General features: G+C 33.7%; 30 protein-coding genes. 28 read left to right on the forward strand and 2 right to left on the reverse strand.

What is annotated here, in order from left to right; genetic code table 11:
* Positions 1-95: 95 nt before the first annotated feature.
* The 13 genes from rplM to BN38_RS04010 all read left to right on the forward strand — a co-directional run bounded on the left by rplM (position 96) and on the right by BN38_RS04010 (position 9,525).
* Positions 96-536: a 50S ribosomal protein L13 gene (rplM, locus tag BN38_RS03950; RefSeq protein WP_044565699.1), complete on the forward strand. Its 441-nt coding sequence runs from the start codon at positions 96-98 to the stop codon at positions 534-536.
* Positions 537-546: 10 nt separating this feature from the next.
* Entirely contained in the window at positions 547-939 is a 393-nt protein-coding gene (gene rpsI / locus BN38_RS03955; protein WP_044565700.1) for a 30S ribosomal protein S9, read from the forward strand.
* Between the two features lie 209 nt (positions 940-1,148).
* A complete protein-coding gene (locus BN38_RS03960; protein WP_044565701.1) occupies positions 1,149-1,796 on the forward strand; it encodes an epoxyqueuosine reductase QueH in 648 nt (215 codons plus the stop codon).
* A gap of 62 nt (positions 1,797-1,858) precedes the next feature.
* Entirely contained in the window at positions 1,859-2,170 is a 312-nt protein-coding gene (locus BN38_RS03965) for a hypothetical protein (protein WP_044565702.1), read from the forward strand.
* Positions 2,163-2,675, forward strand: a complete 513-nt coding sequence (locus tag BN38_RS03970; RefSeq protein WP_044565703.1) for a ferritin — start codon at positions 2,163-2,165, stop codon at positions 2,673-2,675. The genes BN38_RS03965 and BN38_RS03970 overlap by 8 nt, the downstream gene beginning before the upstream one ends.
* A gap of 1 nt (position 2,676) precedes the next feature.
* Positions 2,677-3,384 (forward strand): aldose epimerase family protein, encoded by a 708-nt coding sequence (locus tag BN38_RS03975; RefSeq protein ID WP_044565704.1) that lies wholly within the window; start codon positions 2,677-2,679, stop codon positions 3,382-3,384.
* Between the two features lie 90 nt (positions 3,385-3,474).
* Positions 3,475-3,750, forward strand: coding sequence for a hypothetical protein (locus tag BN38_RS03980; RefSeq protein ID WP_044565705.1), 276 nt, complete (start codon positions 3,475-3,477; stop codon positions 3,748-3,750).
* Positions 3,751-3,910: 160 nt separating this feature from the next.
* Positions 3,911-4,459, forward strand: coding sequence for a TIGR01440 family protein (locus tag BN38_RS11160; protein ID WP_407636490.1), 549 nt, complete (start codon positions 3,911-3,913; stop codon positions 4,457-4,459).
* Between the two features lie 12 nt (positions 4,460-4,471).
* Complete coding sequence (locus BN38_RS03990; RefSeq protein WP_044565706.1) at positions 4,472-5,848, forward strand: NAD(P)/FAD-dependent oxidoreductase; 1,377 nt, start codon at positions 4,472-4,474, stop codon at positions 5,846-5,848.
* Positions 5,849-6,661 carry an alpha/beta hydrolase gene (locus BN38_RS03995; protein WP_044565707.1) on the forward strand — a complete coding sequence of 271 codons (813 nt, stop codon included), beginning with the start codon at positions 5,849-5,851 and terminating at the stop codon, positions 6,659-6,661.
* Positions 6,662-7,361: 700 nt separating this feature from the next.
* Positions 7,362-7,631 (forward strand): ACT domain-containing protein, encoded by a 270-nt coding sequence (locus BN38_RS04000; protein ID WP_044565708.1) that lies wholly within the window; start codon positions 7,362-7,364, stop codon positions 7,629-7,631.
* A 1-nt stretch (position 7,632) separates the two neighbouring features.
* A complete protein-coding gene (locus BN38_RS04005; protein ID WP_044565709.1) occupies positions 7,633-8,988 on the forward strand; it encodes a PFL family protein in 1,356 nt (451 codons plus the stop codon).
* A gap of 9 nt (positions 8,989-8,997) precedes the next feature.
* Positions 8,998-9,525 (forward strand): peptidylprolyl isomerase, encoded by a 528-nt coding sequence (locus BN38_RS04010; RefSeq protein WP_044565710.1) that lies wholly within the window; start codon positions 8,998-9,000, stop codon positions 9,523-9,525.
* A 44-nt stretch (positions 9,526-9,569) separates the two neighbouring features.
* On the opposite strand, the gene BN38_RS04015 is transcribed toward BN38_RS04010, so the two are convergent.
* Positions 9,570-10,385 carry an AraC family transcriptional regulator gene (locus tag BN38_RS04015; protein WP_044565711.1) on the reverse strand — a complete coding sequence of 272 codons (816 nt, stop codon included), beginning with the start codon at positions 10,383-10,385 and terminating at the stop codon, positions 9,570-9,572.
* A gap of 99 nt (positions 10,386-10,484) precedes the next feature.
* On the opposite strand from BN38_RS04015, the gene BN38_RS04020 reads away from it, so the two are divergent.
* Genes BN38_RS04020 through BN38_RS04070 form a run of 11 tightly spaced genes read left to right on the forward strand, consistent with a single transcriptional unit; the run spans position 10,485 to position 20,583 of the window.
* Complete coding sequence (locus BN38_RS04020) at positions 10,485-11,798, forward strand: oxidoreductase (protein WP_044565712.1); 1,314 nt, start codon at positions 10,485-10,487, stop codon at positions 11,796-11,798.
* A complete protein-coding gene (locus BN38_RS04025; protein WP_044565713.1) occupies positions 11,795-12,550 on the forward strand; it encodes a 3-ketoacyl-ACP reductase in 756 nt (251 codons plus the stop codon). Before BN38_RS04020 ends, BN38_RS04025 begins: the two co-directional genes overlap by 4 nt.
* Complete coding sequence (locus tag BN38_RS04030; RefSeq protein ID WP_044565714.1) at positions 12,519-14,384, forward strand: FAD-dependent oxidoreductase; 1,866 nt, start codon at positions 12,519-12,521, stop codon at positions 14,382-14,384. The genes BN38_RS04025 and BN38_RS04030 overlap by 32 nt, the downstream gene beginning before the upstream one ends.
* A gap of 1 nt (position 14,385) precedes the next feature.
* The gene (locus BN38_RS04035) at positions 14,386-15,372 is read left to right on the forward strand and encodes a hydroxyacid dehydrogenase (RefSeq protein WP_044565715.1); all 987 of its coding nucleotides are present in this window, start codon (positions 14,386-14,388) and stop codon (positions 15,370-15,372) included.
* Positions 15,372-16,109, forward strand: a complete 738-nt coding sequence (locus BN38_RS04040) for a sugar phosphate isomerase/epimerase family protein (protein WP_044565716.1) — start codon at positions 15,372-15,374, stop codon at positions 16,107-16,109. Before BN38_RS04035 ends, BN38_RS04040 begins: the two co-directional genes overlap by 1 nt.
* Position 16,110: 1 nt before the next feature.
* The gene (locus tag BN38_RS04045; protein WP_044565717.1) at positions 16,111-16,599 is read left to right on the forward strand and encodes a PTS sugar transporter subunit IIB; all 489 of its coding nucleotides are present in this window, start codon (positions 16,111-16,113) and stop codon (positions 16,597-16,599) included.
* 12 nt (positions 16,600-16,611) lie between these two features.
* A complete protein-coding gene (locus tag BN38_RS04050; RefSeq protein ID WP_044565718.1) occupies positions 16,612-17,403 on the forward strand; it encodes a PTS mannose/fructose/sorbose/N-acetylgalactosamine transporter subunit IIC in 792 nt (263 codons plus the stop codon).
* Positions 17,393-18,232, forward strand: coding sequence for a PTS system mannose/fructose/sorbose family transporter subunit IID (locus tag BN38_RS04055; protein WP_044565719.1), 840 nt, complete (start codon positions 17,393-17,395; stop codon positions 18,230-18,232). The genes BN38_RS04050 and BN38_RS04055 overlap by 11 nt, the downstream gene beginning before the upstream one ends.
* Before the next feature lies 1 nt (position 18,233).
* Complete coding sequence (locus BN38_RS04060; protein WP_044565720.1) at positions 18,234-18,506, forward strand: preprotein translocase subunit YajC; 273 nt, start codon at positions 18,234-18,236, stop codon at positions 18,504-18,506.
* Positions 18,506-20,152, forward strand: a complete 1,647-nt coding sequence (locus BN38_RS04065; protein WP_044565721.1) for a heparinase II/III family protein — start codon at positions 18,506-18,508, stop codon at positions 20,150-20,152. Before BN38_RS04060 ends, BN38_RS04065 begins: the two co-directional genes overlap by 1 nt.
* Before the next feature lie 8 nt (positions 20,153-20,160).
* On the forward strand, positions 20,161-20,583 hold the full coding sequence (locus BN38_RS04070; protein WP_044565722.1) for a PTS sugar transporter subunit IIA domain-containing protein: 423 nt from the start codon (positions 20,161-20,163) through the stop codon (positions 20,581-20,583).
* An 884-nt stretch (positions 20,584-21,467) separates the two neighbouring features.
* Here the strand turns inward: BN38_RS04070 and BN38_RS04075 are convergent.
* On the reverse strand, positions 21,468-22,238 hold the full coding sequence (locus BN38_RS04075) for an SDR family NAD(P)-dependent oxidoreductase (RefSeq protein ID WP_044565723.1): 771 nt from the start codon (positions 22,236-22,238) through the stop codon (positions 21,468-21,470).
* A gap of 175 nt (positions 22,239-22,413) precedes the next feature.
* On the opposite strand from BN38_RS04075, the gene BN38_RS04080 reads away from it, so the two are divergent.
* From BN38_RS04080 to BN38_RS04095, 4 genes are all read left to right on the forward strand, one after another.
* Entirely contained in the window at positions 22,414-24,336 is a 1,923-nt protein-coding gene (locus tag BN38_RS04080) for a flavocytochrome c (RefSeq protein ID WP_049944438.1), read from the forward strand.
* Positions 24,337-24,586: 250 nt separating this feature from the next.
* A complete protein-coding gene (locus BN38_RS04085) occupies positions 24,587-25,075 on the forward strand; it encodes a GNAT family N-acetyltransferase (RefSeq protein ID WP_049944439.1) in 489 nt (162 codons plus the stop codon).
* A gap of 148 nt (positions 25,076-25,223) precedes the next feature.
* Complete coding sequence (locus BN38_RS04090) at positions 25,224-25,487, forward strand: type II toxin-antitoxin system RelB/DinJ family antitoxin (protein ID WP_044565725.1); 264 nt, start codon at positions 25,224-25,226, stop codon at positions 25,485-25,487.
* Between the two features lie 120 nt (positions 25,488-25,607).
* The gene (locus tag BN38_RS04095) at positions 25,608-25,880 is read left to right on the forward strand and encodes a type II toxin-antitoxin system RelB/DinJ family antitoxin (RefSeq protein WP_044565727.1); all 273 of its coding nucleotides are present in this window, start codon (positions 25,608-25,610) and stop codon (positions 25,878-25,880) included.
* Positions 25,881-25,890: the final 10 nt, after the last annotated feature.

Below are 25,890 nucleotides of genomic sequence, written 5' to 3' on the forward strand. Positions count from 1 at the left end.
CGATTTTAAAAACAAATGTCAGGACGAGTACAGCCGCCACCTATCAGCTGCGGTGTCCAAATGTGATAGGCGAAAATTTTATAGGAGGAATATTGATGAAATATCAAAAAACTTACACACCAAGCGCATCAGACATTGATAGAAAATGGTATGTCGTAGATGCAGAAGACATGGTGCTAGGTAGATTAGCTAGCCAAGTTGCAGCAATTTTAAGAGGAAAACACAAAGCTACATTTACTCCAAATATGGATACAGGAGATTACGTAATTGTAGTGAACGCTGAAAAAATCAGACTTACTGGTAACAAAGAAAACCAAAAAGAATACAAAAGATATTCAGGTTACACAGGTGGACTTAAAATAACAAAATACCAAGATATGATGGCAAAACACCCAGAAAGAATCGTTGAACATGCAGTAGTTGGCATGCTACCACACAACAAACTAGGTCGCCAAATGGCTAAAAAACTTAGAGTAGTAGTAGGACCAGAGCATAATCACGAAGCTCAAATGCCTGAAAAATTGGAATTAAAGTAAGGAGATTTAAATGGCAGATACAATTATTCAATCAACCGGACGTAGAAAATCTTCTGTTGCTAGAGTAACAATGAGACCAGGCAGCGGAAATATCGTAATAAACGGACGTGACTTAGACAATTACTTTGACTTTGAAACATTAAAAGTTATAGTAAAATCACCACTTAAACTAACAGAAAATGAAAACAGTTATGATATTAAAGTTAATGTTAATGGTGGTGGATACAATGGTCAAGCTGGAGCAATCAGACATGCTATTGCAAGAGCTTTACTAGAAGTAAACCCTGACTATAGACAAGCTCTAAAAAGAGCAGGCTTTCTTACACGTGACCCACGTAAAAAAGAAAGATACAAACCAGGTCAAAAGAAGGCAAGAAAATCTTCACAATTCTCAAAGAGATAATATTACAGAAATCACGAAGCACATACCAGTTATGTGCTTTTTTCGTATTTGAAATTAATTGTTACTACTAATCACAGACAATGCGATTTACTGGCAAATTATATCGATTGGAATTTCTTTCGAATGGAACGCTTTCTTTTGAGATATGTCTGTTATAATATATAGACAACTGCTTTTTTCTTGGGAAAATTTAAAGGTATAATTTTCATATGAACAATATAAACTACAACCTTGAAATGGAAAAAATAATAGAGAAGAATAAAAAAGATGGAGTTAGACCCAAACTTTCGATGCAAGTTTGTTGTGCTCCTTGTTCTACAACTGTTATGTATAGGATAAAGGAGGATTTTGATATAGATATGTATTATTACAATCCTATGATATATCCAGCAAGCGAGCTTGATAAGAGGACAAGAGAAGTGGATAAACTTGCTAAGCGCATGGGTCTAGATGGAAAGCTTATAGTGCCAGAAAATGATGTGAGAGATTTTGCTGATATAGCAAAAGTCAGAAAAGATACTCCTGAAGGGGGCGAGGCTTGTTATGATTGCTATAAGCTTAGGCTAGAAGAAACAGCCAAATACGCCAAGGAAAATAATTACGATTATTTTTGCACAACCTTGTCAATATCGCCATATAAGAACTCCAAATGGATCAATGAAATAGGCAAAGATTTGGAAGAAAAATATAAAGTAAAATACTTATATTCTGATTTCAAAAAAAGAAATGGCTATAAGATGTCCATAGATTTGTCTAAAAAATACGATTTGTACAGGCAATCTTATTGCGGATGTGTATTTTCCTACAAGGAGATGCAAGAATACAAAGAAAATATAAAAAATGACACAGATGAATAAAATCTGTGTTTTTTTTCTTTATATGGGTATTTGTATAATAACATAAGAAGAGGAAGTTTGTCATGAAAAATGTATCTTTAATTAAAAAAATAGAATATAGGGAAAATTCTGGAGAAATCTATCCTGTTACTATTGATATAGGATCTGCTTTCGACAGAGATGGGATAACAGAAGTTTATTCCAAAATTAAAGATAAGAGTTTGCTTTCCAAGGACTCTCTTGTTTTGGGCAAAAATACCTTTACAATACAGGTTCTTTTGGAAAATATACCCAAAATAGCAAAAATTTTATTGGATAACAACTTACCTTTTTATGGGATATACGTTCTGTATGACAATTTTTTAGAAATGAATGAAGGAGATAAAAATGAGTGAAAATGTATTAGATTTATTAAATGAACAAATGAACTTTGAGTATGAATCAGCTTATATTTACAAGGCAATGAGCGCTTATACAGATGATTTGGACCTAGATGGATTCACATCATGGCTTGACATCCAAGTTGAAGAAGAAATTTTACATGGTGAAGGCATGAGAAAATTCCTTCAATCAGTAGGATATAAGCCACATTATGCAGCAATCAGTGAACCAAAATCTGAATACAGCAGTGTAACTGATGTTATAAGATCTGCCCTAGAACATGAAAAAGAAGTAACAAAAAGAATCACACACATAGCAGATGTAGCACGTGACAGTGATCATCGTGTATTTTCATTTATCCAATGGTACATCGATGAACAAGTTGAAGAAGAAGAAAACTTCACAAAGATGTTAACAAGACTTGAAAGAGTTGGAGATGACTGGCATTCAGTTTATATGCTTGATAATGAACTAGGCAAGAGAGGCCCAGCAGAAGCTCCTGATGTAACTCCACAATAATATGAAAAAAATAATTTCAAATTCTAGCCTAATAGCAGGGGTAAACACCAATGGTGGATATATCGACTCACTTAAGCTAGGAGACAAGCCAATATTTTTCCCAAAGCTTATGGTAAAAATTGGTGATGAATTGAAAGTTAGAGGGGGCATGCATGTGTGTGCCCCTAATTTTGGTGTTTCTACAATTGATGAGAACTTGCCTGCTCATGGTTTTTGTAGGGATAGAGAATGGAAAATAGAAGAATCAAGTGAATCTAGCATTAAACTTTCATTAGAAGGTGAGGGAGAGTATGAAGATACCTTATTCACACTTTTCTATGAACTTACCAATAAATCTTTATTTGCCAGCATAAAAATAGAAAATCAAAGTCAAAGTGATAAGATAATTGCACCAGCTTTTCATCCTTATTTTTATACTGACCACGAAGATTTTGTAATTGATGATGTGCAAATAAACAAAGAGGATTTGCCAAATAGCATCTATAACAAATCTGAATCTCAAGAATTTTCATCAAACGACAATCACATCGTGGTTAAAGGGATTACAAATGTAAATGAATTTGTATTTTGGACTGATTATAAGGGCGAATATATATGCGTAGAGCCAACTTATAATTCAACTGCCTTCTCTGATCAAAATAAGCAAGCTTATAAATTAGGTCCAGGATCTGACTTCGAATTAAAAATAGAAATTAAAGTTCTTGATTAATATTATAAAATATTTTCAAATATCTATTGAATTATTTTAAAATGTGGTATAATACTATTAAGAAATTTAAAACGATCGAAGGAGAATGAAATGCTTACAACAATTTTGTTTTTAGTAGCAGGTGGACTAATATGTGCATTTGTTTTTAGAATTTTATTTGCTATTCTAGGCTTTGTCCTAAGACTAGTTGGTGGTGTTCTACTACTACCATTTTTAATAATTGCTGGCATTTTGTTAATACCTTTTGCAATACTCGGATTGGGTATAGGCCTTGTAATAAAATTACTACCAATAATACTTTTGGGAGGGGCAGGATACTTCCTCTACCAAAAGTTTGCTGATCAAGGTAAATATTGGTACAAGTAAGATAATAGCCGCTACAGTTTGTAAATTGTGGCGGTTTTTATGTGCTTAAATTTGGTTGAATAGATGAAAATCAAAGATTTGTTTTAACTGGTTTTCGGTTTTTAATTATGATTTATAAAGTTATTTTTTGTTGTATAGTGATTATATTGAGGTGAATAAATTGGAAAATTTGGATAAAATTCATAAACAAGTACATAAGGCCATCCTAGAAGTTATCGATGCTTCTGGTATTGGCGAGGACGATATATTAGTTTTGGGTGGATCTACTAGTGAGATTGTAGGTGGTGCGATTGGTAAAGATTCTTCACTTGAAGTTGGAGAAGCTGTTATAGATGAGTTTTTGATAATTCTAAATGAAAGAAAAATCAATCTTGCAGTCCAAGGATGCGAACATATAAACAGAGCCCTTGTGGTTGAAAGAGAACTTGCTAAGGCACGCGGACTTGAGATTGTATCAGTCATTCCAGCCCTTCATGCAGGCGGATCACTTGCAGTTAATGCCTATAAGAAGTTTAATGACCCGGTTATGGTTGAACACATAATAGCTGATGCAGGTATTGATATTGGCGATACAGAAATTGGCATGCACGTGAAATTTGTTCAAGTGCCGCTGAGAATTACTGAGAAATTTGTTGGAAATGCTAGGCTAACAGCGCTTAAATCTAGACCAAAGTTGATTGGCGGAGCACGTGCTGTTTATGAAGTTTAAAAGGGGATAGATATGGATTATGATGTAATTGTTGTAGGTGCAGGTGCTGCAGGCGCTTTTATGGCCTATGAATTCAAAAAGCTAAATACTGATAAAAAAGTTCTAGTAATTGATGGAGGTAGGAAGGTTCATGGGAGGACTTGTCCTATAACAGAGGGCAAAGTTGACCATTGTATAGGCTGTAAGCCATGTAATATTATGTATGGCTTTGGTGGAGCAGGTACCTTATCTGATGGTAAATACAATATAACAACCAACTTTGGTGGAGATTTGCACCAGTACATAGGCGAAAAAAAGGCCATGGAACTTATGGAATACGTGGATTCAGTTCTCATGGAATTTGATGGTGGAAACGACCTTGAGTTATATTCTACAGATAAAAACGACCTTAAAACTAAGTGTCTAAGGTATGACCTCCACTTACTCGATGCCAAGGTTCGCCACTTCGGTACAGAAAGAAACAAGATAATCTTACAAAGAATCTATGACTATGTAAAAGATGACATAGATTTTAAATTTATGTCAATGGTCACAGATGTCGACTACCAAGATGGTCAGTATTCTGTGAAAACAGATGATGGTAATACCTACACTTGCAAGGACCTTGTTCTTGCATCCGGTAGATCTGGATCAAAATGGGTATCTCAAATCTGCGACAAATTCAATATAACAACCAAGAAAAACAGGGTAGACATTGGAGTTCGTGTAGAAGTTCCTGCTGAAGTTTTCAAGCATATAACAGATGATGTTTACGAAGCAAAGATAATGTATCAAACCAAACAATATAACGACGTTGTAAGGACATTTTGTATGAACCCATATGGTCAAGTTGTTACAGAAAACACCAATGGTGTTCTAACAGTAAACGGCCACTCATACACAGATCCTGCCCTAAGAACAGAAAATACCAACTTTGCTCTTCTAGTAACAAATAGATTTACAGAACCATTTGAAGACTCAAACGAATATGGCGAATCTATAGCAAAAGTTTCAAATATGCTAGGTGGGGGAGTGCTTATGCAAAGATTTGGCGATCTTGTCAAAGGACGTAGGTCTTCAGAAAGACGTATGGCAAAATCATTTACCAATCCAACCTTAAATGCCACAGCTGGAGACCTTTCCCTAGTTATGCCAAAAAGACAACTTGACGACATTATAGAGATGATCTACCAACTAGATAAAATTGCCCCAGGTATGGCAAATGACGACACACTTTTATATGGTATAGAAGTTAAATTTTACAACTCTGTAGTAGATGTTGACAATAAATTTGAAACATCACAAAAAGGCCTATACTGCCTAGGAGATGGATCAGGCGTAACCCATTCCCTATCCCAAGCATCTGCATCTGGAGTAGAAATGGCAAGGATCCTAAATGGAGAAAATTAAGTGAAATATTTTTACGAGCAAATTTCAAAAAAAGATGGAGTGGTCCTAAGAGGGGTAGTGAATACTCCTGATGACTTTGATAAAAATAAGAAATATCCAACAGTAATAATGTACCACGGCTTTGGTGGTGATAGGGATGGCAGGACTTGGATGAGGATTCAAAACGCCAAACATCTCACCCAAAGAGGATATTTAGTAGTAAGATTTGATTTTTCTGGAACCAATGAGTCCGATGGCAACTTCTATGATATGACCGTCACAAGAGAGCTTTACGAAGCCAATATGATTTATGATTTCACAAAGACTAGGTCATATGTAGATAAGGATAGGATTTATCTCATCGGCCACTCACTTGGAGGAGTTATATCAACTCTCATAGGAGAGAAAATTAACCCAAGGGCCATAGCCCTACTTGCACCAGCTAGCGATATGAATAACATTGACTATCTAAAGGTTGCAGTCCAAATCAGAGTAGAAGATGAATATAGTAACTTAAGTGAAATAGAGAAAATCAAAAAAATCAAAGACCTAGAAGATATGGATATAGGTGGGGAGAAGCTTCACAGAAGATTTTGGTTGGACTTCTTAAGATATGATATCTACGGTGCAGCAGAAAAATATAAGGGAAATGTCCTAATCCTTAGAGGTAACCAAGACGAGCTTGTATTTAGAGATTCAAATGAGAAGTTATATAAAGCTTTCCCACACTGCCAATATGAAGAAATCGATGGAGCAGATCACTCATTTACCAACTACGATCACAGGCAAATAATATTTGACAAAATGTATGAGTTCTTTGAAGAGAATAAGTAAAACTAGCCACAAGAAAATGTGGCTTTTTTAGGTATGACGGGCATGTTCTAATGCTGGGGTGAAAATCCCTACAGAGCGTAGTTACCAACGAATCTAATAGAGACTTGCAAGTTTTAGATGGTGACATCTAGGAGAGAAGAACGGGTAGCGAAATCGTGGCTTGACGAACAGGAACAGAATACAAGGCGTAACAGGTGGGCAAGCTAGCTAAAGATAGCAAAGGCCCAAAAGGTAACCGTAAACCCAAAGCGTAAATTCTGCAAGTAAACGATGAAAGTAATAGGACTTATCCCGTGAGGTCTCATAGACGACACAGTAGTAACAACGAACTATGAGAAGTCAGAAGAATCCATAGTAGCGAAGAAGTTTCTGTAATGGAGATGGAGCGAAGGGAGGAACAATATTTATTGTAATATTTGAAAAGGATGCACTATGACTTGATGAAATACAAGAAATGACGTATTCATTCCTCAAGGTTCGGATACAAAAAGAATAAAGTTAAATAGTTTCATCAGAAATAAACAATATGATACAAGAGATTGAACCGCCGTATGCCGAACGGCACGTACGGGTGGTGTGAAAGGGACTAGATTTTAGCCCCTATTCGATTTGCACTAAAGCCCTTAGGGGCTATTTTTCTTTGCACTAATTAATAAAAGGGTAAAATCATAAGCAGGAAAAGTCTCATTAGGAGGAAGAAATGAAAGCTATACTAACAGTCATAGGAAATGACCAAGAAGGAATTATCTATAAAATTTCTAAAGTTTTATATGAATACAATATCAATATCCTTGATCTAAGCCAAACTATAATGGAAAATCAATTTGTAGGAATGTTTAATATCGACTTTACAAAGTCAGAGGCAGACTTTGCTGAGATTAAGAAGGCCTTTGATAAGCTAGCCGATGCGAACAATCTCGAAATAAGAATCCAAAACGAAAAGCTCTTTGACGCTATGCACAGGATTTAATATGGATAAGAATAATATTATTGAAACAATCAAAATGCTAGATGAGGAAAATCTCGACATCAGGACCCTTACTATGGGTATTTCCCTTTTTGATTGTATAGACAAAGATTATAAAAAAGCATGTGATAAAATTTATGATAAAATCTTAAGAGAAAGCAAGGACTTTATCAAGACTTCTAAGGAAATCTCTGCAATATATGGTGTGCCAATCATTAATAATAGGATATCTGTTACACCAATTTCTCTTATTGCGGCAGCGACAGACCTTGACGATTACACTCCATTTGCCGAATGCCTCGACAGGGCGGCCAAGGACGTTGGAGTAGACTTTATAGGGGGCTTTTCTGCCCTAGTTCAAAAGGGCATGACCAAGGCTGATGAGATTTTGATTAAATCTATCCCTAAGGCCCTATCGAATACCGACCTGGTATGTTCAAGTGTAAATGTAGGATCAACTAAGGCAGGAATCAACATGGATGCTGTAGCCATGTGCGGGGAGGTCGTAAAAGATTTGGCAGAAAAAACTAAGGATACAGATGCCCTAGGATGTGCCAAGCTTGTAATATTCTCAAATGCCGTAGAGGATAATCCCTTTATGGCAGGAGCCTTCCACGGAGTAAGTGAGGCCGATACAGTAATTAATGTCGGAGTTTCTGGACCTGGAGTAGTAAAGGCAGCAATTTCAGGCAAGGATGATCTTCCAATCAATGAAATCTGTGAGATTATCAAAAAGACAGCCTTTAAAATCACTAGGATGGGCGAGCTTGTAGCAAGAGATGTCTGCGATAGACTTGGCAAGAGCTTCGGAATCCTTGATCTATCCCTAGCTCCAACGCCAGCAATTGGCGATTCTGTAGGAAGAATCTTAGAAGAGATTGGAATGGATAATGTAGGGGGACACGGAACAGTTGCAGCCCTAGCCCTACTCAATGACGCTGTAAAAAAGGGCGGTCTTATGGCAAGTGCCTCTGTCGGAGGACTTTCCGGTGCCTTTATACCAGTGAGCGAAGATGAAGCGATGATTAAAGCAGTAGATGGAGGACATTTGACCTTTGACAAGCTAGAAGCCATGACCTCTGTTTGCTCTGTTGGTCTTGACATGATTGCAATCCCCGGCTCTACAAGCTCAGCTACAATTTCTGCCATGATTGCAGATGAGGCGGCAATAGGAATGATAAATGCAAAAACAACTGCAGTTAGAATAATCCCAGTTCCAGGAAAGGAAGTTGGAGATTATGCCGAGTTCGGTGGACTTTTAGGCTATGCACCAATTATAGATATAGGAAATTCAAATTCAGATAAAATGATCAAAAGAGGCGGCCACATACCAGCCCCTGTTCACTCATTCAAAAACTAAGGAGGAAATATGGAAAACAAAAATCCAATTGTAACATTTGAAATGGAAAATGGAGATACTTTCAAGGCCGAACTCTACCCAGAAGTTGCTCCAAACACAGTAAGAAACTTTATCTCACTTATAAATCACAATTTCTACGACGGAGTAATCTTTCATAGGGTAATCAAAGGCTTTATGATCCAAGGAGGAGACCCAGAAGGAAGAGGAATTGGTGGTCCTGGCTATGCTATCAAGGGAGAATTTGCTGCAAATGGCTTTGAGAATAACCTAAAACACGACAGAGGAGTTCTCTCCATGGCAAGGTCTATGATGCCAGATAGTGCAGGTAGCCAATTTTTTGTAATGCACAAAGACAGCCCTCACCTAGATGGCCAATACGCAGCCTTCGGCAGAGTAATCGAAGGAATGGATACAGTAGATAAGATAGCAGAAACAAAAACTGACTTCCAAGATAAACCAAAAGAAGATCAAGTGATGAAGACAGTAACAGTAGAAACTTTCGGCGTAGACTATGATGAGCCTGAGATAATTGAATAATGTAAATAAGCATAGCTAAGTTAGATTGTGGCTATGCTTATTTTTTAATTTCTATAATTTTTGTAAATATTTCTATATCTAGTTGGAGTCATATTTTCGTATTTTTTAAACATTCTAATGAATATACTCTGAGACTTATAACCTATTTGTTTAGATATTGTATCTATGGTTTGATTTGTATTTATTAGCAAGTCTTTTGCTTTAGACATTCTTACTAATATTATATAAGTTTTAAAATTATAACCTGTTATTTTTTTGAAATGTCTACTTACTTCATATTTATTTATATAAAACTTTCTCTCTATCATTTCTAAATTTATATCTTCCATATAGTACTCATTTATGTAGTCTTGAATCTTGTATATTATTTCTTCAAATTCTTCTCTTTCTCTCTTGAAAAAGTATTCGTTAGATCTAAATATAATAATCATAACTTGGTTGAAAATAAGATTGGAATAATGGGAAGATAATATAAGTTTAGGTTCCTCATTGATTAAAATATCGAATAGATTCACAACTTCTTTTGCTTCAGTATTTGTCAAATTAAATACATATGGAAAATCTATAGGCCTACTTTGGAAAATTTTGATGTATATTTCTGAAGGTAATAGATTTATTTTTAATATATTATCAATATTTACAACATATCGCTTATAGGGATAAGTATTGATAATCATAGAGTGCTTTTCAAGGTTGGATATAACAACCAAAGAGTTTTTATTTGCTAATACTTTCTTATTTTCTATCAAAAAAGTACTACTTCCGCTTGTTATAAAAATAAGCTCTACATTATTATGATAATGTGTATTTTCAATATTATTCTTATTTTCAGTGTAATAAATATTTATATTATCTTCCAAACTATCCTCCTAAATACAAGAAATGTAAATAGAATTACAAAAATTACTATCTTTATATTTACTTTACTATGTTATAATCGCAATTAAAGAGGAGGATGTATGGAGTTTAATAAAAGAAGGTTTAGCTTCGAGACATTAAATGATTTAAATAATGAGATTAATAAGTTTAATTTAGCTGCTTCAGAAAACGTTACAGAGTTAACTTCTCCAATTAAGCTTGGTGATTTTATATTAGCTAATAGGATAGTAGCTTTACCAATGGAAGGTGTGGATGCAGTTAATGGAGCACCTACAAAACTTACTAGGGATAAATACATAAATGTTGCCAGTGGTGGATACGGCCTTATATGGCTTGAGGCTACGTCTGTCAATCGAGAAGGAATGAGCAATGATAATCAATTAATCATCAACGAAGATAATTATGATGAATTTAAAAGATTAAATGAAGATATAAAAAAAGCATCAAAACAATCCTCATATAAAAAAGAAGCCTATACAGTTCTTCAATTAAATCATTCTGGACGATATTCAAATCATAATAAAAAAGAAAATGCACAAATAGCAACTCATAGAAGACTTCTGGATGAAAAAAGAGGGATAGAGAGTGATAGGAAATTAGTAACTGATGATTATCTTGATAAATTAAAAAACGATTACCTGAATGCAGCTAAGCTTGCGAAAAAATGTGGATTCAATGCGGTCGATATAAAATCTTGTCATGGCTATCTATTGTCTGAACTTCTTTCCGCATTTGATAGGTCAGGAAATTATGGGGGAAGTTTTTCTAATAGGAGTAGGTTCTTATTGGAAACTATTGATATGATAAAGTCTAATTCAGAATGTCAAGATTTAGATATAGCTATAAGGCTTAACATGGCAGATTTGACGGAAAATGGATTTTCTACTACAGAAAACCTCCAATATGACCTAGAAGAAACTCAAAAGCTTATTAATTTATTGAGAGATCGTGGAGTAAAACTTATATCTTTGACTTTAGGAAACCCTTACTATATTCCTTATGTTAATAAGCCTTCTGATTTGAAAAAAAATGAAGATATAGAAGATCCTTTTACTTCCTCTTATAGGATATTCGAAATGAGTAGAACATTACAGAGAAAGTTTCCGGAAATATTCTTTGTAGGGGTTGGTTATACTTTCTTTAGGCAATTTGCGGCAAATGTTGCTGAAAATGAAATAAAAAATAACGATATCAAACTTGCTGGTTTTGGAAGAGAGGTTTTAGCATATCCTGATCTTGCTAATGATATTTTGACAAATGCTTGTCTTGATAAGGATAAAGTTTGTATTACTTGTGGATTATGCTCAAAGCTTAAGGCTAATTTCTTACCTGCAGGATGTGTTGTTAGAAACAAAGAGACATATGGTAAGTATTTAAAGGAGCTAGACAAATGATTGGTAGAGTAGCGATTGTTACTGGTGCAACTAGGGGTATTGGCTTGGGCATTACAAAACAGCTCTTAGTTGATGGTTACAAAATATGCGCTTTTGGAACAAGAGATATAAAAGATTATGAAGAATTTAGCGATATTTATGATCCTGAAAGTATCTTTTATTTCAAGGGAGATATTTCAAATATTGATGATAGGAAACAATTTGTATCCAAGGTCTACGAAAAATTTAAGTCAATAAATGTATTAGTAAACAATGCAGGAGTTGCTCCGAAGGTAAGAGAGGACATACTTGAAGTATCTGAGGAAAGCATTGATAGACTATTTGAAATTAATACTAAGGCTATGTTTTTCTTGACTCAAGATATAGCTAAAAGAATGATTAGCGATAAAAACACAGATAAGTGTATCATTAACATTTCATCAATATCATCATCTGTAGTAAGCGTCGATAGGGCAGATTATTGCATATCTAAGGCTGCCATATCAATGATTACTAAATTGTATGCAAGTAGACTTGCAGAGTACGGGATTAATGTTTATGAAATTCAACCTGGAATTATAAAGACTGATATGACTAAAATAGCTGAGCAAAAGTATGATAAGTTATTTAATGAAGGAATAACTCCGATTAGACGATGGGGTTATCCAGAAGATATAGCATTAGCAGTTAGCGCTCTCGCTGAATTTAAATTCAAATATACGACAGGGCAGGTGATAAAAGTTGACGGCGGATACACTTTACAAACTCTATAGAGAAAAGTTTGATGCAATAATCGTTGGTTCTGGAGCATCCGGTTTTAATGCAGCAAATAGACTCTTCGAAAGAGGAGTAAAAAACATAGCTATAGTAACAGAAGACATTAATATGGGAACTAGCAGAAATGCAGGTTCTGATAAGCAGACATATTATAAATTATCCTTAGAATCATCTGATTTAGACTCGGTAGATAAGATGGCTAAGGTGTATGTTGATGGTCTACAAATGCACGGAGATATAGCAAAAGTTGAAGCAAGCGAATCAGTTAGGGCATTTATGAATCTTGTTGAATTAGGAGTTGAGTTTCCTTTTAATGATTATGGGGAGTATATAGCTTATAAAACTGACCATGACCCAAACAAAAGAGCTACTTCAGCTGGCCCATATACGTCAAAGCAAATGACTGAAAAATTAGAAAAAAGAGCATCTGACTATGGAATAAAAATTTTAAATCATTTTAAAGTTATTAAAATTTTCACATCAGATAATGCTTTTGATTCTATCTTATGCTTACATAAGGATAATTTCTACCTAATTGAAGCAAATAATATCATATATGCTACAGGAGGGCCAGCTAACATCTACGCAAACAATGTCTATCCTCATGGTCAAAAGGGAGCTAGCGGACTTGCTTTTGAAGCTAGAGTCATGGGAATGAATTTAACTCATTTTCAATATGGAATGTCATCATTAAATCCTAAGTGGAATGTATCAGGTACTTATATGCAAGCAATGCCTAGATTTTACTCTCTAGATCAAGAAGGTAAAGAACATGATTTCTTGGCAGAGGAGTATGAAGATTTCAATGAACTTTTGAAAAATATTTTTTTAAAAGGATACCAATGGCCATTTGATGTTAGAAAAATAAAGGGGTCATCTTTAATTGACTATTTAGTATATAAGGAAGAAATAAATAAGAAAAGAAGAGTCTTCATAGATTTTAGGGAAAATCCTTCATATAAGGAGATCGAATTTAATAAATTAGACGATGAGGCTAGAGAATATATATTAAAAAATAATGCGGACCTTCCTAGACCTATTGATAGATTAATAAAAATGAACAAAAGAGCCTATGATTTTTATTTAGACCATGGAGTTGATTTAAAGAAACAATCCTTAGAGATTTCAATTTGTGCACAACATAACAATGGAGGTCTTTATATTGACAAGGACTATGAAACTAATATAAAAAACTTCTATGCGGTAGGTGAAGTTGCAGGAAGTCATGGGATTTATAGGCCGGGTGGATCTGCATTAAATGCAGGTCAAGTTGGATCAAAAAGGGCAAGCGATAAGATAAGTCTTACCAGAAGAATAACACCTATAAGAGATCATTATAAACAAGCAAGTGAATTTATAGGAGAATTTTATAAGTTAATCTCTAATGAAAGCAACATATATGAGCTTATAAGACAAGCACAAGCTGAAATGACAGCAAGTGCAGCAGCTTTTAGGAATATAAAAGCGATTAAAGAACTAATACTTAAGCGTAGATATACTTATAAAAATTTTTATGATTTGGTTAAAATAAATAATAACGAACTTATAAAAGCATTCGAGTATTATGATATAATTATTTCTCAATTAGTTTACTTAGAGGCTATGTTAGATTATTATAAAAAAATAGATGCAAAAATAGGAGGTAGTATATATTTTGAAGAAGATATAGATTTTAATTCAGAAGGTAAATTTGTAAATGAAATTCAAACAGTAGAGTTTGACGGGGAGGAATGTACATTTGATTGGGAAAAAATTAGAGAAATCCCATCTAATAATTATCCCTTTGAGATTCAATGGAAGGAATATTTAGACAAAGGGAGAGGTTTATAAAATGAAGGCAGTGTTTTTGCTAAGCGAGGAGAACTATAAACGTATATATTCTGATGAGTGCTTAGAAAAAATAAAGAAAGAAGTTGAAGTATTAGGCAGATTTGATTCGATTGCAGAAGCTGTGAATTTAAGTGATGTTGATTTCGTATTTTCTGGTTGGGGAGCAGTGCCCATGGATAAAATAGCTTTAGATGCTATGCCGAAGCTTAAGTTAGTTTTATATGGGGCAGGATCAATTAAAAAAGTCCAAACTGACTATATGTGGGAGAGAGATGTAGATATTACATCTGCAAGTTCAGCAAATGCAATTCCCGTTGCTCAGTACACTACAAGTTTAATTCAATTGTTGTTGAAAGACTTTTTTAAGTTAACATCTATAGGTAAAAGCGAAAGAAAAAACAAATTAGATGTTTATAATTTGTCGAAAGGTTTTTATAAAAGAAATATAGGAATAATATCTTATAGTAAGATTGGTCAAGCTGTTATAAATAATTTAAAATATCTTTCTGACAACAATATTTATGTATACGACCCATTTTATGATGAAGATTTTTTCAAAAAAGAAGGTCTCATCAAGGCAGAACTCAATGAAATATTTGATAAATGCGATGTAATCAGCCTTCACTCTCCATTACTTAAAGAAACAGAAGGTATGATTACTATTGAGCAGTTTTCAAGAATGAAAGAAAATGCTTCATTTATAAATACAGCTAGGGGAAAAATTATTAATACTGAAGACCTAATAAAAGTTTTTACTAGTAGAAGTGATCTTACGGCAATATTAGATGTTACTGACCCAGAACCTTTAAGCAAAGATTCTTCATTATATGATATGGATAATATTATCTTATCGCCACACATAGCTGGCTCTATAGGAAATGAGACGTATCTTATGGGAGAGATGATGTACGAGGAGTTAATAAGGTATATAAATGGTAGAGAATTAAAATATAAAATTTCTCATGAAGATTTTAGGAGGATGGCATAATGAAATTAATTGGTTTATGCTCAGTCACATTCAGAGATAAAAGTGTAGATGAAATTGTAGACATAGCTATTGAAAATGGTCTAAACTTCATCGAATGGGGAGCTGATATTCACTTACCTCCTGGAGATTTTGAGAAGGCAGAAAGAATAAAAAATATATGTCAAAAAAACAATATCTTTTATTCTTATGGGTCATATTTTAAATATAAAGAAGATGATGACATAAATTTAGTCTTAGAAACCGCAGAAGTTTTAGGTGCTAAGGATGTCAGGATTTGGGCTAAAAGAATTAGTTCAAAAGAAATATCAGCTTTGGATTATGAGAAATTTATTAGGGTAAGCAAAGAAATCTGCGATAAAGCCAAGAACAAAAATATTAATATAAATTTTGAAAATCATAGAAAAACTCTTACGGATACTACTAAATCAGCTAAAAAGTTATTAACCGATATAGATAAAGATAATCTATATATGTATTGGCAGCCCCAGGCAGGAAATGATACAAGTGAAAGACTCGAAGCTATAGATATATTAAAGGATAAAATCTCAAATGTCCATGTATTTAATTGGGATGATGAATTTAATAGATATCCTCTAAAAGATGCAAGAGATGAGTGGAAGAGTTATGTGGATAAACTTGGAGACGATAGAGCTTATTTATTGGAATTCGTTGAAGGTGATAGTATTGAACAGTTTAGAGAAGATGCTAAAGTATTAAAAGAAATAATAGGAGGTTAATATGGGAGCAGAAATTTTATTATTTAGAATAGACGAGAGATTACTTCATGGACAAGGACAAATTTGGATAAGACACTGCGGAGCCAATTCAGTGATATGCGTAAATGATAAAGCAGCAAATGATCCAGTTCAACAAAATTTGATGAAGGCTATGATCGATAAGTCTATTGCAGTTAGTTTTTATGGTGTTGATAAATTTATTAGTATATTTGATAAAGCAAGTCCTAGACAAAAGTTCTTTATTGTTGTAGGTAATACTCAAGATGCAATGAAAATTATTAAATCAGGGATACCAATAAAAGAAGTTAACATTGGAAATATTCACGATGGTGAAGGCAAGGAAAGAATCACTAGAGCTATTTATTTAAGCGAAAGTGATAAAGATAACTTAAGAAAAATGAGAGATGATTACAATATTTCGTTTAATACAAGATCCACACCATCAGGCTCTGACGGATCTAAAGAAGTAGATATAAATGATTATTTATAGTAGGAGTAAAACATGGAAATTACATTAGTACAAGCATTATTAATTGCATTATGGACTGGTTTAGCATTAGCAGGTTCCTTACTCGGAATTTATAGTAACAGATCACTTGTCCTTTCTTTTGGGATAGGATTAATTTTAGGTGATGTACCTAAAGCATTAACAGTAGGAGCAATAGGTGAACTAGCATTTATGGGATTTGGTGTATCACCAGGTGGAACAATACCACCATCTCCTCTAGGACCAGGAATCTTTGGGGCGCTCCTTGCTATTACTAATCCAAGTATAGATGGACAAACAGCATTTTCTCTATCTATACCATTTGCAATTGCAATACAATTTGCAATTACAGCAATAAATACATTAATGAGCTTTTCACCATCTTTAGCTAAAAAAGCAATAGTAGAAGATAATGATAAAAAATTTACATTATATGCTAATCTATCGTTCTTATTACAACTATTAATTGGAGCAATAATTGGTTTTGTAGCAGCTATATCAACCTCATCAATCAATCAAATGGTAAATATGATTCCAGAGTTTATAACAAATGGTCTTTCAATGGCTGGAGCAATGATACCAGCAGTTGGTTTTGCTATGATTTTATCTAATATGATAAGAAAAGAGAATGTAGCTTTTGTACTACTAGGTTATATACTAGCTGCATATCTTGAAATGCCATTGATGGGAGTTGCGGCATTTGCAACATTTTTCGCGATTTATGAGTATCAAAGAAAATCTGATAAAAAAGCTTTAGAAGTAGCAGAAGAAAGTGATGAAAGGATGGAGTTTACAGATGGAATCTAATCAAAATAAGAAAAAATTAACAAGTTCAGACTATACAAGAGCTTCTCTTAGAGCGTATATTTTGCAAAATGGATTTAACTACTCAAATTATCAAGGTACAGGTTATGCAAATGTATTGAGACCAGCGCTAAAAAAGATTCATGCTAACGATAAGGAAGCATATAAAAAATCAATGTTGTCAAACCTTGAGTTTTATAACACAAATCCTCAGCTAGTTCCATTTGTATCAAGTGTACAATTAGCCATGGAAGAGGGAGGAGTAGAGCAAGATCAAATACAAGATATGAAGATGGCCTTGATGGGGCCTTTGGCAGGTATAGGAGATTCAATATCTCAATTTCTATTAGCTCCTTTACTATCGACAATATTTGCTTCAATGGCTGCAGCAGGAAATAATTTAGCGCCAGTATTTTTCTTTATTACTATTAATGTAATTCTTCTTGTTCTTAAACTTAGCATGGGAAAGGCAGGTTACAAGGTAGGAGTATCTGTAGTAAGTGATTTCTCTGAAAAAATGGAAAAAATAACTAGCGCAGCAAGTATTGTAGGTGTTGCAGTAATTTCAGCACTTGTTACACAATTTGTTAAAATAAGCATACCTATTACCTATGTAAAAGAGATAGGTGAGCAAACACAAAATGTTGCTATTCAGTCAATGATTGATGGGATGGCACCAAAACTTTTGCCAGTATTATGGACTGGCTTTGTATACTGGTTAGTTAAGAAAAAAGGCTGGACAACTTACAAAGTAATCATCCTAACTGTAATAGTAGCAATTATTGGATCAACATTAGGATTGATTTCTCCTAAGGCTCCGGTAATCGAATAATATGACTAAAAAAGATTGGTTTATAATTTTAGTGATGTATTTTAGCTTTTGGATTTATTTAGCAATTGATAAATACGAGGCTAGAAAAAGATTAGAAGAATCGATAAAAATTGATGAAAAATCCATAGATGTATCCTGTGGAGATAAGATAATTACAGTTGCTGGTATTTACGGTCATGTTTCTGAAATTCAAGGAGAAACTGTCATAATAAAATTAGAAGATGGAAATGCTATGAAAATAAGTAAAAATTCTATATTGAGCAAGGTAATATAATGGATGATTTATACAAGGCTAAATTAATATTAAATGATATATTTGTATTCGATGAAGATGGAGATATGGAAAAATGTAAGCTAGAGGTAAAAAATCATCCTCTAGTTTGGGATTTTTCTCCAAATGGAGATGATGAGTGGACTTATATGCTAAATCGATTTTCTTACCTAGATCTTTTAGATAGGGCATATAGGGAAACCAAGAATGAGGCATATATAAACAAGGGATTATATCTTATAAATGATTGGATAGATAATGTCGAACTCAAACCATCTAAAATGACAAGAACACTAGATACTGGAATGAGGATATATCATTTTATAAATTTTGTTTCCAATAGAAAAATAGATGACGAAATATTTATGAAGAAACTCCGAAAAAGTTTGGTGGAACAAATTTATTTTTTGGAAAATAATTATATTGAAAAATATTATTTGAGTAATTGGGGCTTAGTACAAGTTATCGCCATAGCAGTAGCTGGAATTTATTTTAACAATAAAGAAATGTATGATAAGTCAATAGAAAAATTAAAAGATATGCTTGCCATCCAATACATTGATGATTCTTCTATTCATTGGGAAAAATGCATAGGATATCATAATTTCATGTTGTTATGGTTATTGAGATTAAGTGATTTTGAAAAGAGCCATGGATATAAAATAAGTTTTAAAGAGAACATTAAAAGTATTGCAAAAACAACAAAGCTAACTAGTGATTTATCGTACAAGCAAATAAATAATGGAGATTCAGATCTTACTGATATAAGATTTTTAATTAGGAGATATGAGGAAATATTTGAAGAAAAAATAGTTTGTGAAAAATATAAACTTTTTGAAAACTACGGACTATATGTAGAAAAAAACAGCAATTCATATTTATCATGCTATAATCAGTCTATGAGCTCAAATCATACTCATGCTGACTTTACTCATTTTAATTATCAGAATAAAAAATTAAAAATATTGGATGGTGGAAGATACACCTACAAGGAAGGTAAGGATAGAAAATACTTTAAACTATTTTCTCACAACAACTTAGTTATTGATGGCATTTCATCGATGGGATATGTTTCCTCTTGGCAAACAAATTATTACCCTATTATCAACCCAATATATGTGAAAAAAGATAAGAATACATTTGTAGAAATGAGCTACTTTGATGATAATAGGAATATTTTTGTAAAGAGAAGAATATTCTATTTAAAAGAGGGTGACTTAATTGTTTTTGATCAGGTAAAGTGTAGTGGAAATCATGAAGTTAAAATGGAATTGTTGGCTGAAGGTATTAATAGAAAAAATTTCTTGACTAATAAGCAATACATGTTGGAAGATGGTGGATATTTTTCTCCAGAATATAATAAATTAGATAGTTGCCTAAAGGTAAAGATTTCCGAGAATTTTACTGATACTTATACTCAATGTATGGTATTTGGAAACGTTGAAGATTACGAATTTGTGAAGGTAAAAAGAAATAAAGAATATTTAAGTGATAAACAAGCTTTAGCTATTAGGAATAAAAATGAAATAATTGTAAATGTTTTTGAAGAGATTACTGATTCTCCAAGAGTATTCAATGTAGAGGGAATCAAATTTCATGCTAGAGCAATTGTTTTAAATGGACAGCAAGATTTAGATATATATAGATAGGAGATTGAATGATTGGGTTAATTTTAACAGGGCATGGACAGTATGCGTCTGGACTTAAAAGTGGTCTAAATTTAGTGGTTGGAGATCTTGACAATGTAAGAGCCATAGATTTTGAGGGAGACAGGGTTGATGCATATAAAGTTAAATTAAAAGAAATTATTTCAGAAATGCTGGAAAAATATGATTCATTAGCTATTGCAACAGATATTGCAGGAGGAACTCCTTACAATACTGCAGTTACTTTAACTAATGAAGATCAAAGAGTTATGGTATTTTCAGGTCTTAACTTCCAACTAGCCTATGAACTTTCCAATTTAGAAAGTAATGTAAAATCATATGCCGATGAAGCTATCAGAGTTGCCAAGGATGGAGTTTCATATTTTGTTATGAATAATGATAACGAAGATACAAGTTTTGAGGGTGGAATTTAGGACAATAAAAAGGATGCGAATTGAAATTTTCGCATCCTTTTTTTGGTATGACGGGCATGTTCTAATGCTAGGGTGTAAATCCCTACGGAGCGTAGTTACCGTCGAATCTAACAGCGACTTGCAAGTTTTAGATGGTGACATCTAGGAGAGAAGAACGAGTAGCGAAATCGTGGCTTGACGAACAGGAACAGAATACAAGGCGTAACAGGTGGGCAAGCTAGCTTAAGATAGCAAAGACCCAAAAGGTAACCGTAAACCCAAGGCTTAAATTCTGCAAGTAAACGATGAAAGTATTAGGGCTTATCCCGTGAGGTCTCACTAGCGAAGCAGTAGTAACAACGAATAGTGAGAAGTCAGCAGAATCCATAGTAGCGAAGAAGTTTCTGTAATGGAAATGGAGCGAAGGGAGGAACAATATTTATTGTAATATTTGAAAAGGATGCACTATGACTTGATGGAATACAAGAAATGACGTATTCATTTCTCAAGGTTTGGATAGAAAAAGAATAAAGTTAAATAGTTGCATCAGAAATAAATAATATAATACAAGAAAATATTGAACCGCCGTATGCCGAACGGCACGTACGGTGGTGTGAAAGGGGCTAGATCTTAGCCCCTATTCGATTTCCAAATACTAAGATCTTATTATTCAATTAATTATTTATAATTATGATAATTAATGAAGAAATTACTATAATAGATATACAAATAATTTCCTTAATTCGAATATAATTGGGTAAATGCTTGTTTTATAAATAATTATTAAAAAATACGTATTAAAGTTTTTGGAATATGCTGGTATAAGATTAGAACATATAACGTTGAAAGTATGTACGACTCATAAGATAGCTTGGACGAAACTTTACCTAAATTAATGCTATGCCTTAAATTGCTATCCAACCACCGTCAACTGTTAGTAATTGGCCGGTTGTGTATGAGGAGTGGTGGCTTGCGAACATTAGTAGGGCTGTGTCTAGTTCGCCTGGCTTGCCAGTTCTGCCCATTGGGTCGCTCATTGCTATAAATTGGTTGAAAGCTTCATCTTCTAATAAGTTTTCTGTCATTTCACTTGCAAAGTATGCTGGTCCTATGGCGTTTACTGTGATTCCATCTTTTGCCCATTCTACTGCTAAGGCTTTGGTCATATTTTCTACTGCACCTTTTGTGGTTGTATACATTGTTAGTGCACCATTGGCAAGGGCTACGCTTGAGTGGATTGATCCTAAGTTGATGATTCTGCCATATCCATTCTCTTTCATATTTTTTGCTACTTCACGAGCCATATAAAATAGTGAATTAACGTTGATATTCATCATCTTTTGCCAATCTTCATCACTTGTTTCTGTTGTTGGTGCTGATAGGCCTAGACCTGCGTTATTGACTAGGATGTCAATTTTGCCAAAATCTTCTATTACTTTTCCGACATTTTCGCTTACTTTTTTGGAATCTGTAACATCTGTCACATAGTATTTAACTTCAACGTCAAATTCGTTTTCTATATTTTCTGCTACTTCTTTTAATTTTTCTTCACGTCTAGCAAATAGGGCCAATTTTGCTCCTTGGCTAGCCAAAGCCTTGGCAAATTGTACACCTAGTCCTGATGAGGCACCTGTAACTATAGCTACATCACCTGTTAAATCTAAATAATTTTTCATTGTAACTCCTTGATAGTTATTTCTTTAACACTGTCAATTTTATTATACTACATATCTGTAGAAAACAAATAAATTAAAAAAACAAATAAATGTTTTCAATTAAAAATTATATATTAGTAGTATTCATTTTTTGGCTAAAATATGTTAAAATACAGGTAAATAAGGAGGTAAGTATATGAAGATAAAGAAAACCTTATCGTATTTGATGACCCTTGCATTGTCAATTACAATGCTAACGTCGTGTAACAATGATTCAGCAGAGACTGACAATAAGAGCGAACAGAAAGCAGAAGAAGTAAATACCGAAGAAGAAAAGAAGGAAGAGGGTAAAGAAACGCCAGAAGATGAAATGGCAGAAAAACCTGTTGATGAAGGCGGACATAGCCCAGCAACTGGTGGTACATATGAGGGAATTGCTCCAGGATATGGTGGAGATGTCAAAGTTTCTGTAGAAATGGGAGAAGAAGGAGAAATCCTTGATATCAATATCCTAGAAGACAATGAAACTAGTGGAGTTGGCAAAGTTGCCCTTGAAAAAGTTAGTGGAAGAATAATTGAAGGCCAATCAACAAATGTTGAGTCTGTAACTGGTGCGACAGCATCATCAAAAGGAATGATGCTTGCAGTTGGCAAGGCTTTGGAAGAAGCTGGAGTTGCTGATGATTTTAAGGAAGAATACAAGGAAAAACGTGAATATCCAAGCGAAATCGAAGCGGATATAGTAGTAGTTGGTGGCGGTGGAGCAGGACTTGCTGCAGCAGTTGAGGCGAGCAAAGCTGGATCATCAGTTGTAGTTATTGAGAAAAATGGCTTTGTTGGTGGTAATACCATCTTATCAGGCGGCATATACAACGCCCCAGATTCAGACCTACAAAAGCCTGAAGGAATTGAAGATAGCCCAGAATTATTCTATGAACAAACTTATGAAGCTGGAGATGAAGTTGCGAACCCAGAATTAGTTAAAGAGATGACAGAGAATGCATACGATGGTCTAGAGTGGTTAAAATCATTAGGTATGGAATTTGAAGATAAAATTGGTCAAGGAGCAGGTTCACTATATCCAAGAACACATTTTTCTACAAAACCAAATGGCACAGGATTTATAGATGCCTTTATGGACGCTCTAAAAGAAAATAACAATGTTCAAGTTTTAACAGAGACAACAGCTGAACATGTTATCATGAAAGACGGCAAAGCTACTGGTGTTAAAGCTAAAAATTATGATGGGTCAGATTTAACAATTCAAGCAAATCAAGCTGTTATAATTTCGACAGGTGGTTTTGCAAAAAATACCGATATGGTAGTAAAATACAAAAACGATGAAAAATGGCCTGACTTAGATGAGAATACAATTTCTACTAACTTGGGTTCTATTACTGGTGATGGTATTACTATGGGCGAAGAAATAGGAGCTGACCTTGTAGATATGGACCAAATGCAATTCTTATATCTAGGTATACCAGAGAAAGGCCCAATAACAGGACTTCTAAAGGCTGGTGCAGAAGATGATATTATAGTTAACAAAGAAGGTAAAAGATTTGTAAGAGAAGATGGAAGACGTGATGTTATATCTAAAGCTATATACGAACAAACAGATCAAATAATGTATATGATTCATTCGTCAGATTATTTTGATTATGACAACGATGCTGTTACCTTAGAAAATGAGCCAATGAAAGATGTGCTAGAAGATGGTAAATATGGTTGGGTAAAAGCTGATACACTTGAAGATCTAGCTGAAAAATTAGAAGTTCCTTATGAAAATCTAAAAGGAACCTTTGATCATTACAATGAACTTGTAGAAGAAGGCGCAAGTGAAGATGAATTTGGAAGAGAATTATTTGTTCATAAGATTGAAAAAGGCCCATTTGTGGCAGTGCCAAGAACACCATCACTTCACCATACTATGGGTGGTTTAAGAATAGATACTGATGCTCATGTTTTAAATAAGGATGGCAAACCTATACCAGGTTTATACGCAGCAGGTGAAGTTACTGGTGGAATCCATGGAGCAAACAGAGTAGGCGGAAATGCTATAGTAGATTTAGTAGTATTTGGTAGAATAGCAGGTCAAAACGCAGCGGCCGAAGAAAAATAAGCATCAAAAGCTGGCGACATAAGCCAGCTTTTTTTCGTGCGGATGCTTATTCCAAAGGATTACAATGGTAAGGTAAAAAATAAAGAAGAGTATTATCTAGAATAAACCTTATTATAAGGGCAAATTTGATTTTCCAAGTCATAATGACCTACCATGAGAAACTACTATATTGATTATTTACGATATGGCAGACTTGCAATTATCCACAAGCAACTAGATAAAGATTATGTTTTAAAAGTTAGGATTTATAATGTTGGAAATAAGACAAACAAGTAAAGATGATTTAAAAAATATTCAAAAATTATGGGCCGAGAAAGAAGTAATGGCTTATGTAGGTATTCCAGAGGGACTTAAGAAATCTAATGATGATATGGACAATTGGCTATATTCAGTAGTTTCAAATAGACCTAAGTCAAACCATTATTCAATATATAATGACGATAAGTTTTGTGGGGAAGTTCACTATAATATATATACTATGCATTGCACTATAGCGGAACTAGGTATAAAGCTATATAGCTTTGCTAGAGGGAAAGGTATAGCTAGTGATGCCTTAAATTATGTGATTAAAGAGGCTTATAAAAATTGGGCAAAGATAATATTTGTAAATCCAAATCCAAAAAACAAAAGAGCTATTAGATTTTATGAGAAATTTGGTTTTGACCACAAAGCTACTCCTGAGTTTATTATTAAAAAGTATCCAGGGTTTGATCATTACTATATGGAGCTTAAAAAATAATTATGTCAAAATAAACTAATAAAAATTATATTTTTAAATCAAGCTCAGTTAGTGGTGATAGAGTATTTAGGAGCAAATCATCATGATGAATAGAAAATGTACACCAAATGGAGCACAATAATAAAAAGGCAAAAATAGGAGGATATTTATGGAAGGTATAAAAGAAGCAAGAGTATCAGCTAGGATTGATCAACTTACAAAAAATAAGGCTGAAAAAGAATTATCAAAACATGGATTATCTATCTCCGAATTTATAAGAATGAATCTAACAACAGTTGCAAATCAAGGTCTTCCAGATTATTATGGTATGCCAAATGAAACTACTATGGCAGCTATTTATGAGATGATTGATACCTTTAAAAATAAAGAAAAGATAGAATATGACGATATTCAAAAATTATTTGATGAATGAGAGGAATGAATTGTATTCAAAATTCATTAGATACTTCTTTACACAATTTGTAATAAAATATGTATATATTATATTTACAAAACCTTACATTGTAAGTACAATGTAAAAAAGGAGAAGGTTATGGAAACAACAAATGTGAATTTTAGATTAGATAAACAAACTAAAAAAGAAGCTGAGGAATTGTTCGAAGACTTAGGATTAAATATGACCACGGCCCTTACTATGTTTGTCAAAGCATCCATTAGAGAGCAAGGAATACCATTTGAAGTTAAGAGAGATGTTCCTAATGCGGAAACTATTGCTGCCATAGAGGAAGGTAGAAGAATTGCTAATGATCCAAATGTCAAAGGATATGATAATATGGAAGATTTGATTAGGGCTCTAGAATCATGAAATAATAGCC

Origin of the sequence: Anaerococcus provencensis, from assembly GCF_000312365.2 — a bacterium.
Lineage (GTDB): Bacteria > Bacillota > Clostridia > Tissierellales > Peptoniphilaceae > Anaerococcus > Anaerococcus provencensis.

Coding starts and splice junctions, on each gene's coding strand:
- rplM (WP_044565699.1), top strand. CDS start 96: ATGAAATATCAAAAAACTTACACACCAAGCGCATCAGACATTGATAGA.
- rpsI (WP_044565700.1), top strand. CDS start 547: ATGGCAGATACAATTATTCAATCAACCGGACGTAGAAAATCTTCTGTT.
- BN38_RS03960 (WP_044565701.1), top strand. CDS start 1,149: ATGAACAATATAAACTACAACCTTGAAATGGAAAAAATAATAGAGAAG.
- BN38_RS03965 (WP_044565702.1), top strand. CDS start 1,859: ATGAAAAATGTATCTTTAATTAAAAAAATAGAATATAGGGAAAATTCT.
- BN38_RS03970 (WP_044565703.1), top strand. CDS start 2,163: ATGAGTGAAAATGTATTAGATTTATTAAATGAACAAATGAACTTTGAG.
- BN38_RS03975 (WP_044565704.1), top strand. CDS start 2,677: ATGAAAAAAATAATTTCAAATTCTAGCCTAATAGCAGGGGTAAACACC.
- BN38_RS03980 (WP_044565705.1), top strand. CDS start 3,475: ATGCTTACAACAATTTTGTTTTTAGTAGCAGGTGGACTAATATGTGCA.
- BN38_RS03990 (WP_044565706.1), top strand. CDS start 4,472: ATGGATTATGATGTAATTGTTGTAGGTGCAGGTGCTGCAGGCGCTTTT.
- BN38_RS04000 (WP_044565708.1), top strand. CDS start 7,362: ATGAAAGCTATACTAACAGTCATAGGAAATGACCAAGAAGGAATTATC.
- BN38_RS04005 (WP_044565709.1), top strand. CDS start 7,633: ATGGATAAGAATAATATTATTGAAACAATCAAAATGCTAGATGAGGAA.
- BN38_RS04010 (WP_044565710.1), top strand. CDS start 8,998: ATGGAAAACAAAAATCCAATTGTAACATTTGAAATGGAAAATGGAGAT.
- BN38_RS04020 (WP_044565712.1), top strand. CDS start 10,485: ATGGAGTTTAATAAAAGAAGGTTTAGCTTCGAGACATTAAATGATTTA.
- BN38_RS04025 (WP_044565713.1), top strand. CDS start 11,795: ATGATTGGTAGAGTAGCGATTGTTACTGGTGCAACTAGGGGTATTGGC.
- BN38_RS04035 (WP_044565715.1), top strand. CDS start 14,386: ATGAAGGCAGTGTTTTTGCTAAGCGAGGAGAACTATAAACGTATATAT.
- BN38_RS04040 (WP_044565716.1), top strand. CDS start 15,372: ATGAAATTAATTGGTTTATGCTCAGTCACATTCAGAGATAAAAGTGTA.
- BN38_RS04045 (WP_044565717.1), top strand. CDS start 16,111: ATGGGAGCAGAAATTTTATTATTTAGAATAGACGAGAGATTACTTCAT.
- BN38_RS04050 (WP_044565718.1), top strand. CDS start 16,612: ATGGAAATTACATTAGTACAAGCATTATTAATTGCATTATGGACTGGT.
- BN38_RS04055 (WP_044565719.1), top strand. CDS start 17,393: ATGGAATCTAATCAAAATAAGAAAAAATTAACAAGTTCAGACTATACA.
- BN38_RS04060 (WP_044565720.1), top strand. CDS start 18,234: ATGACTAAAAAAGATTGGTTTATAATTTTAGTGATGTATTTTAGCTTT.
- BN38_RS04065 (WP_044565721.1), top strand. CDS start 18,506: ATGGATGATTTATACAAGGCTAAATTAATATTAAATGATATATTTGTA.
- BN38_RS04070 (WP_044565722.1), top strand. CDS start 20,161: ATGATTGGGTTAATTTTAACAGGGCATGGACAGTATGCGTCTGGACTT.
- BN38_RS04075 (WP_044565723.1), bottom strand. CDS start 22,238: ATGAAAAATTATTTAGATTTAACAGGTGATGTAGCTATAGTTACAGGT.
- BN38_RS04080 (WP_049944438.1), top strand. CDS start 22,414: ATGAAGATAAAGAAAACCTTATCGTATTTGATGACCCTTGCATTGTCA.
- BN38_RS04085 (WP_049944439.1), top strand. CDS start 24,587: ATGTTGGAAATAAGACAAACAAGTAAAGATGATTTAAAAAATATTCAA.
- BN38_RS04090 (WP_044565725.1), top strand. CDS start 25,224: ATGGAAGGTATAAAAGAAGCAAGAGTATCAGCTAGGATTGATCAACTT.
- BN38_RS04095 (WP_044565727.1), top strand. CDS start 25,608: ATGGAAACAACAAATGTGAATTTTAGATTAGATAAACAAACTAAAAAA.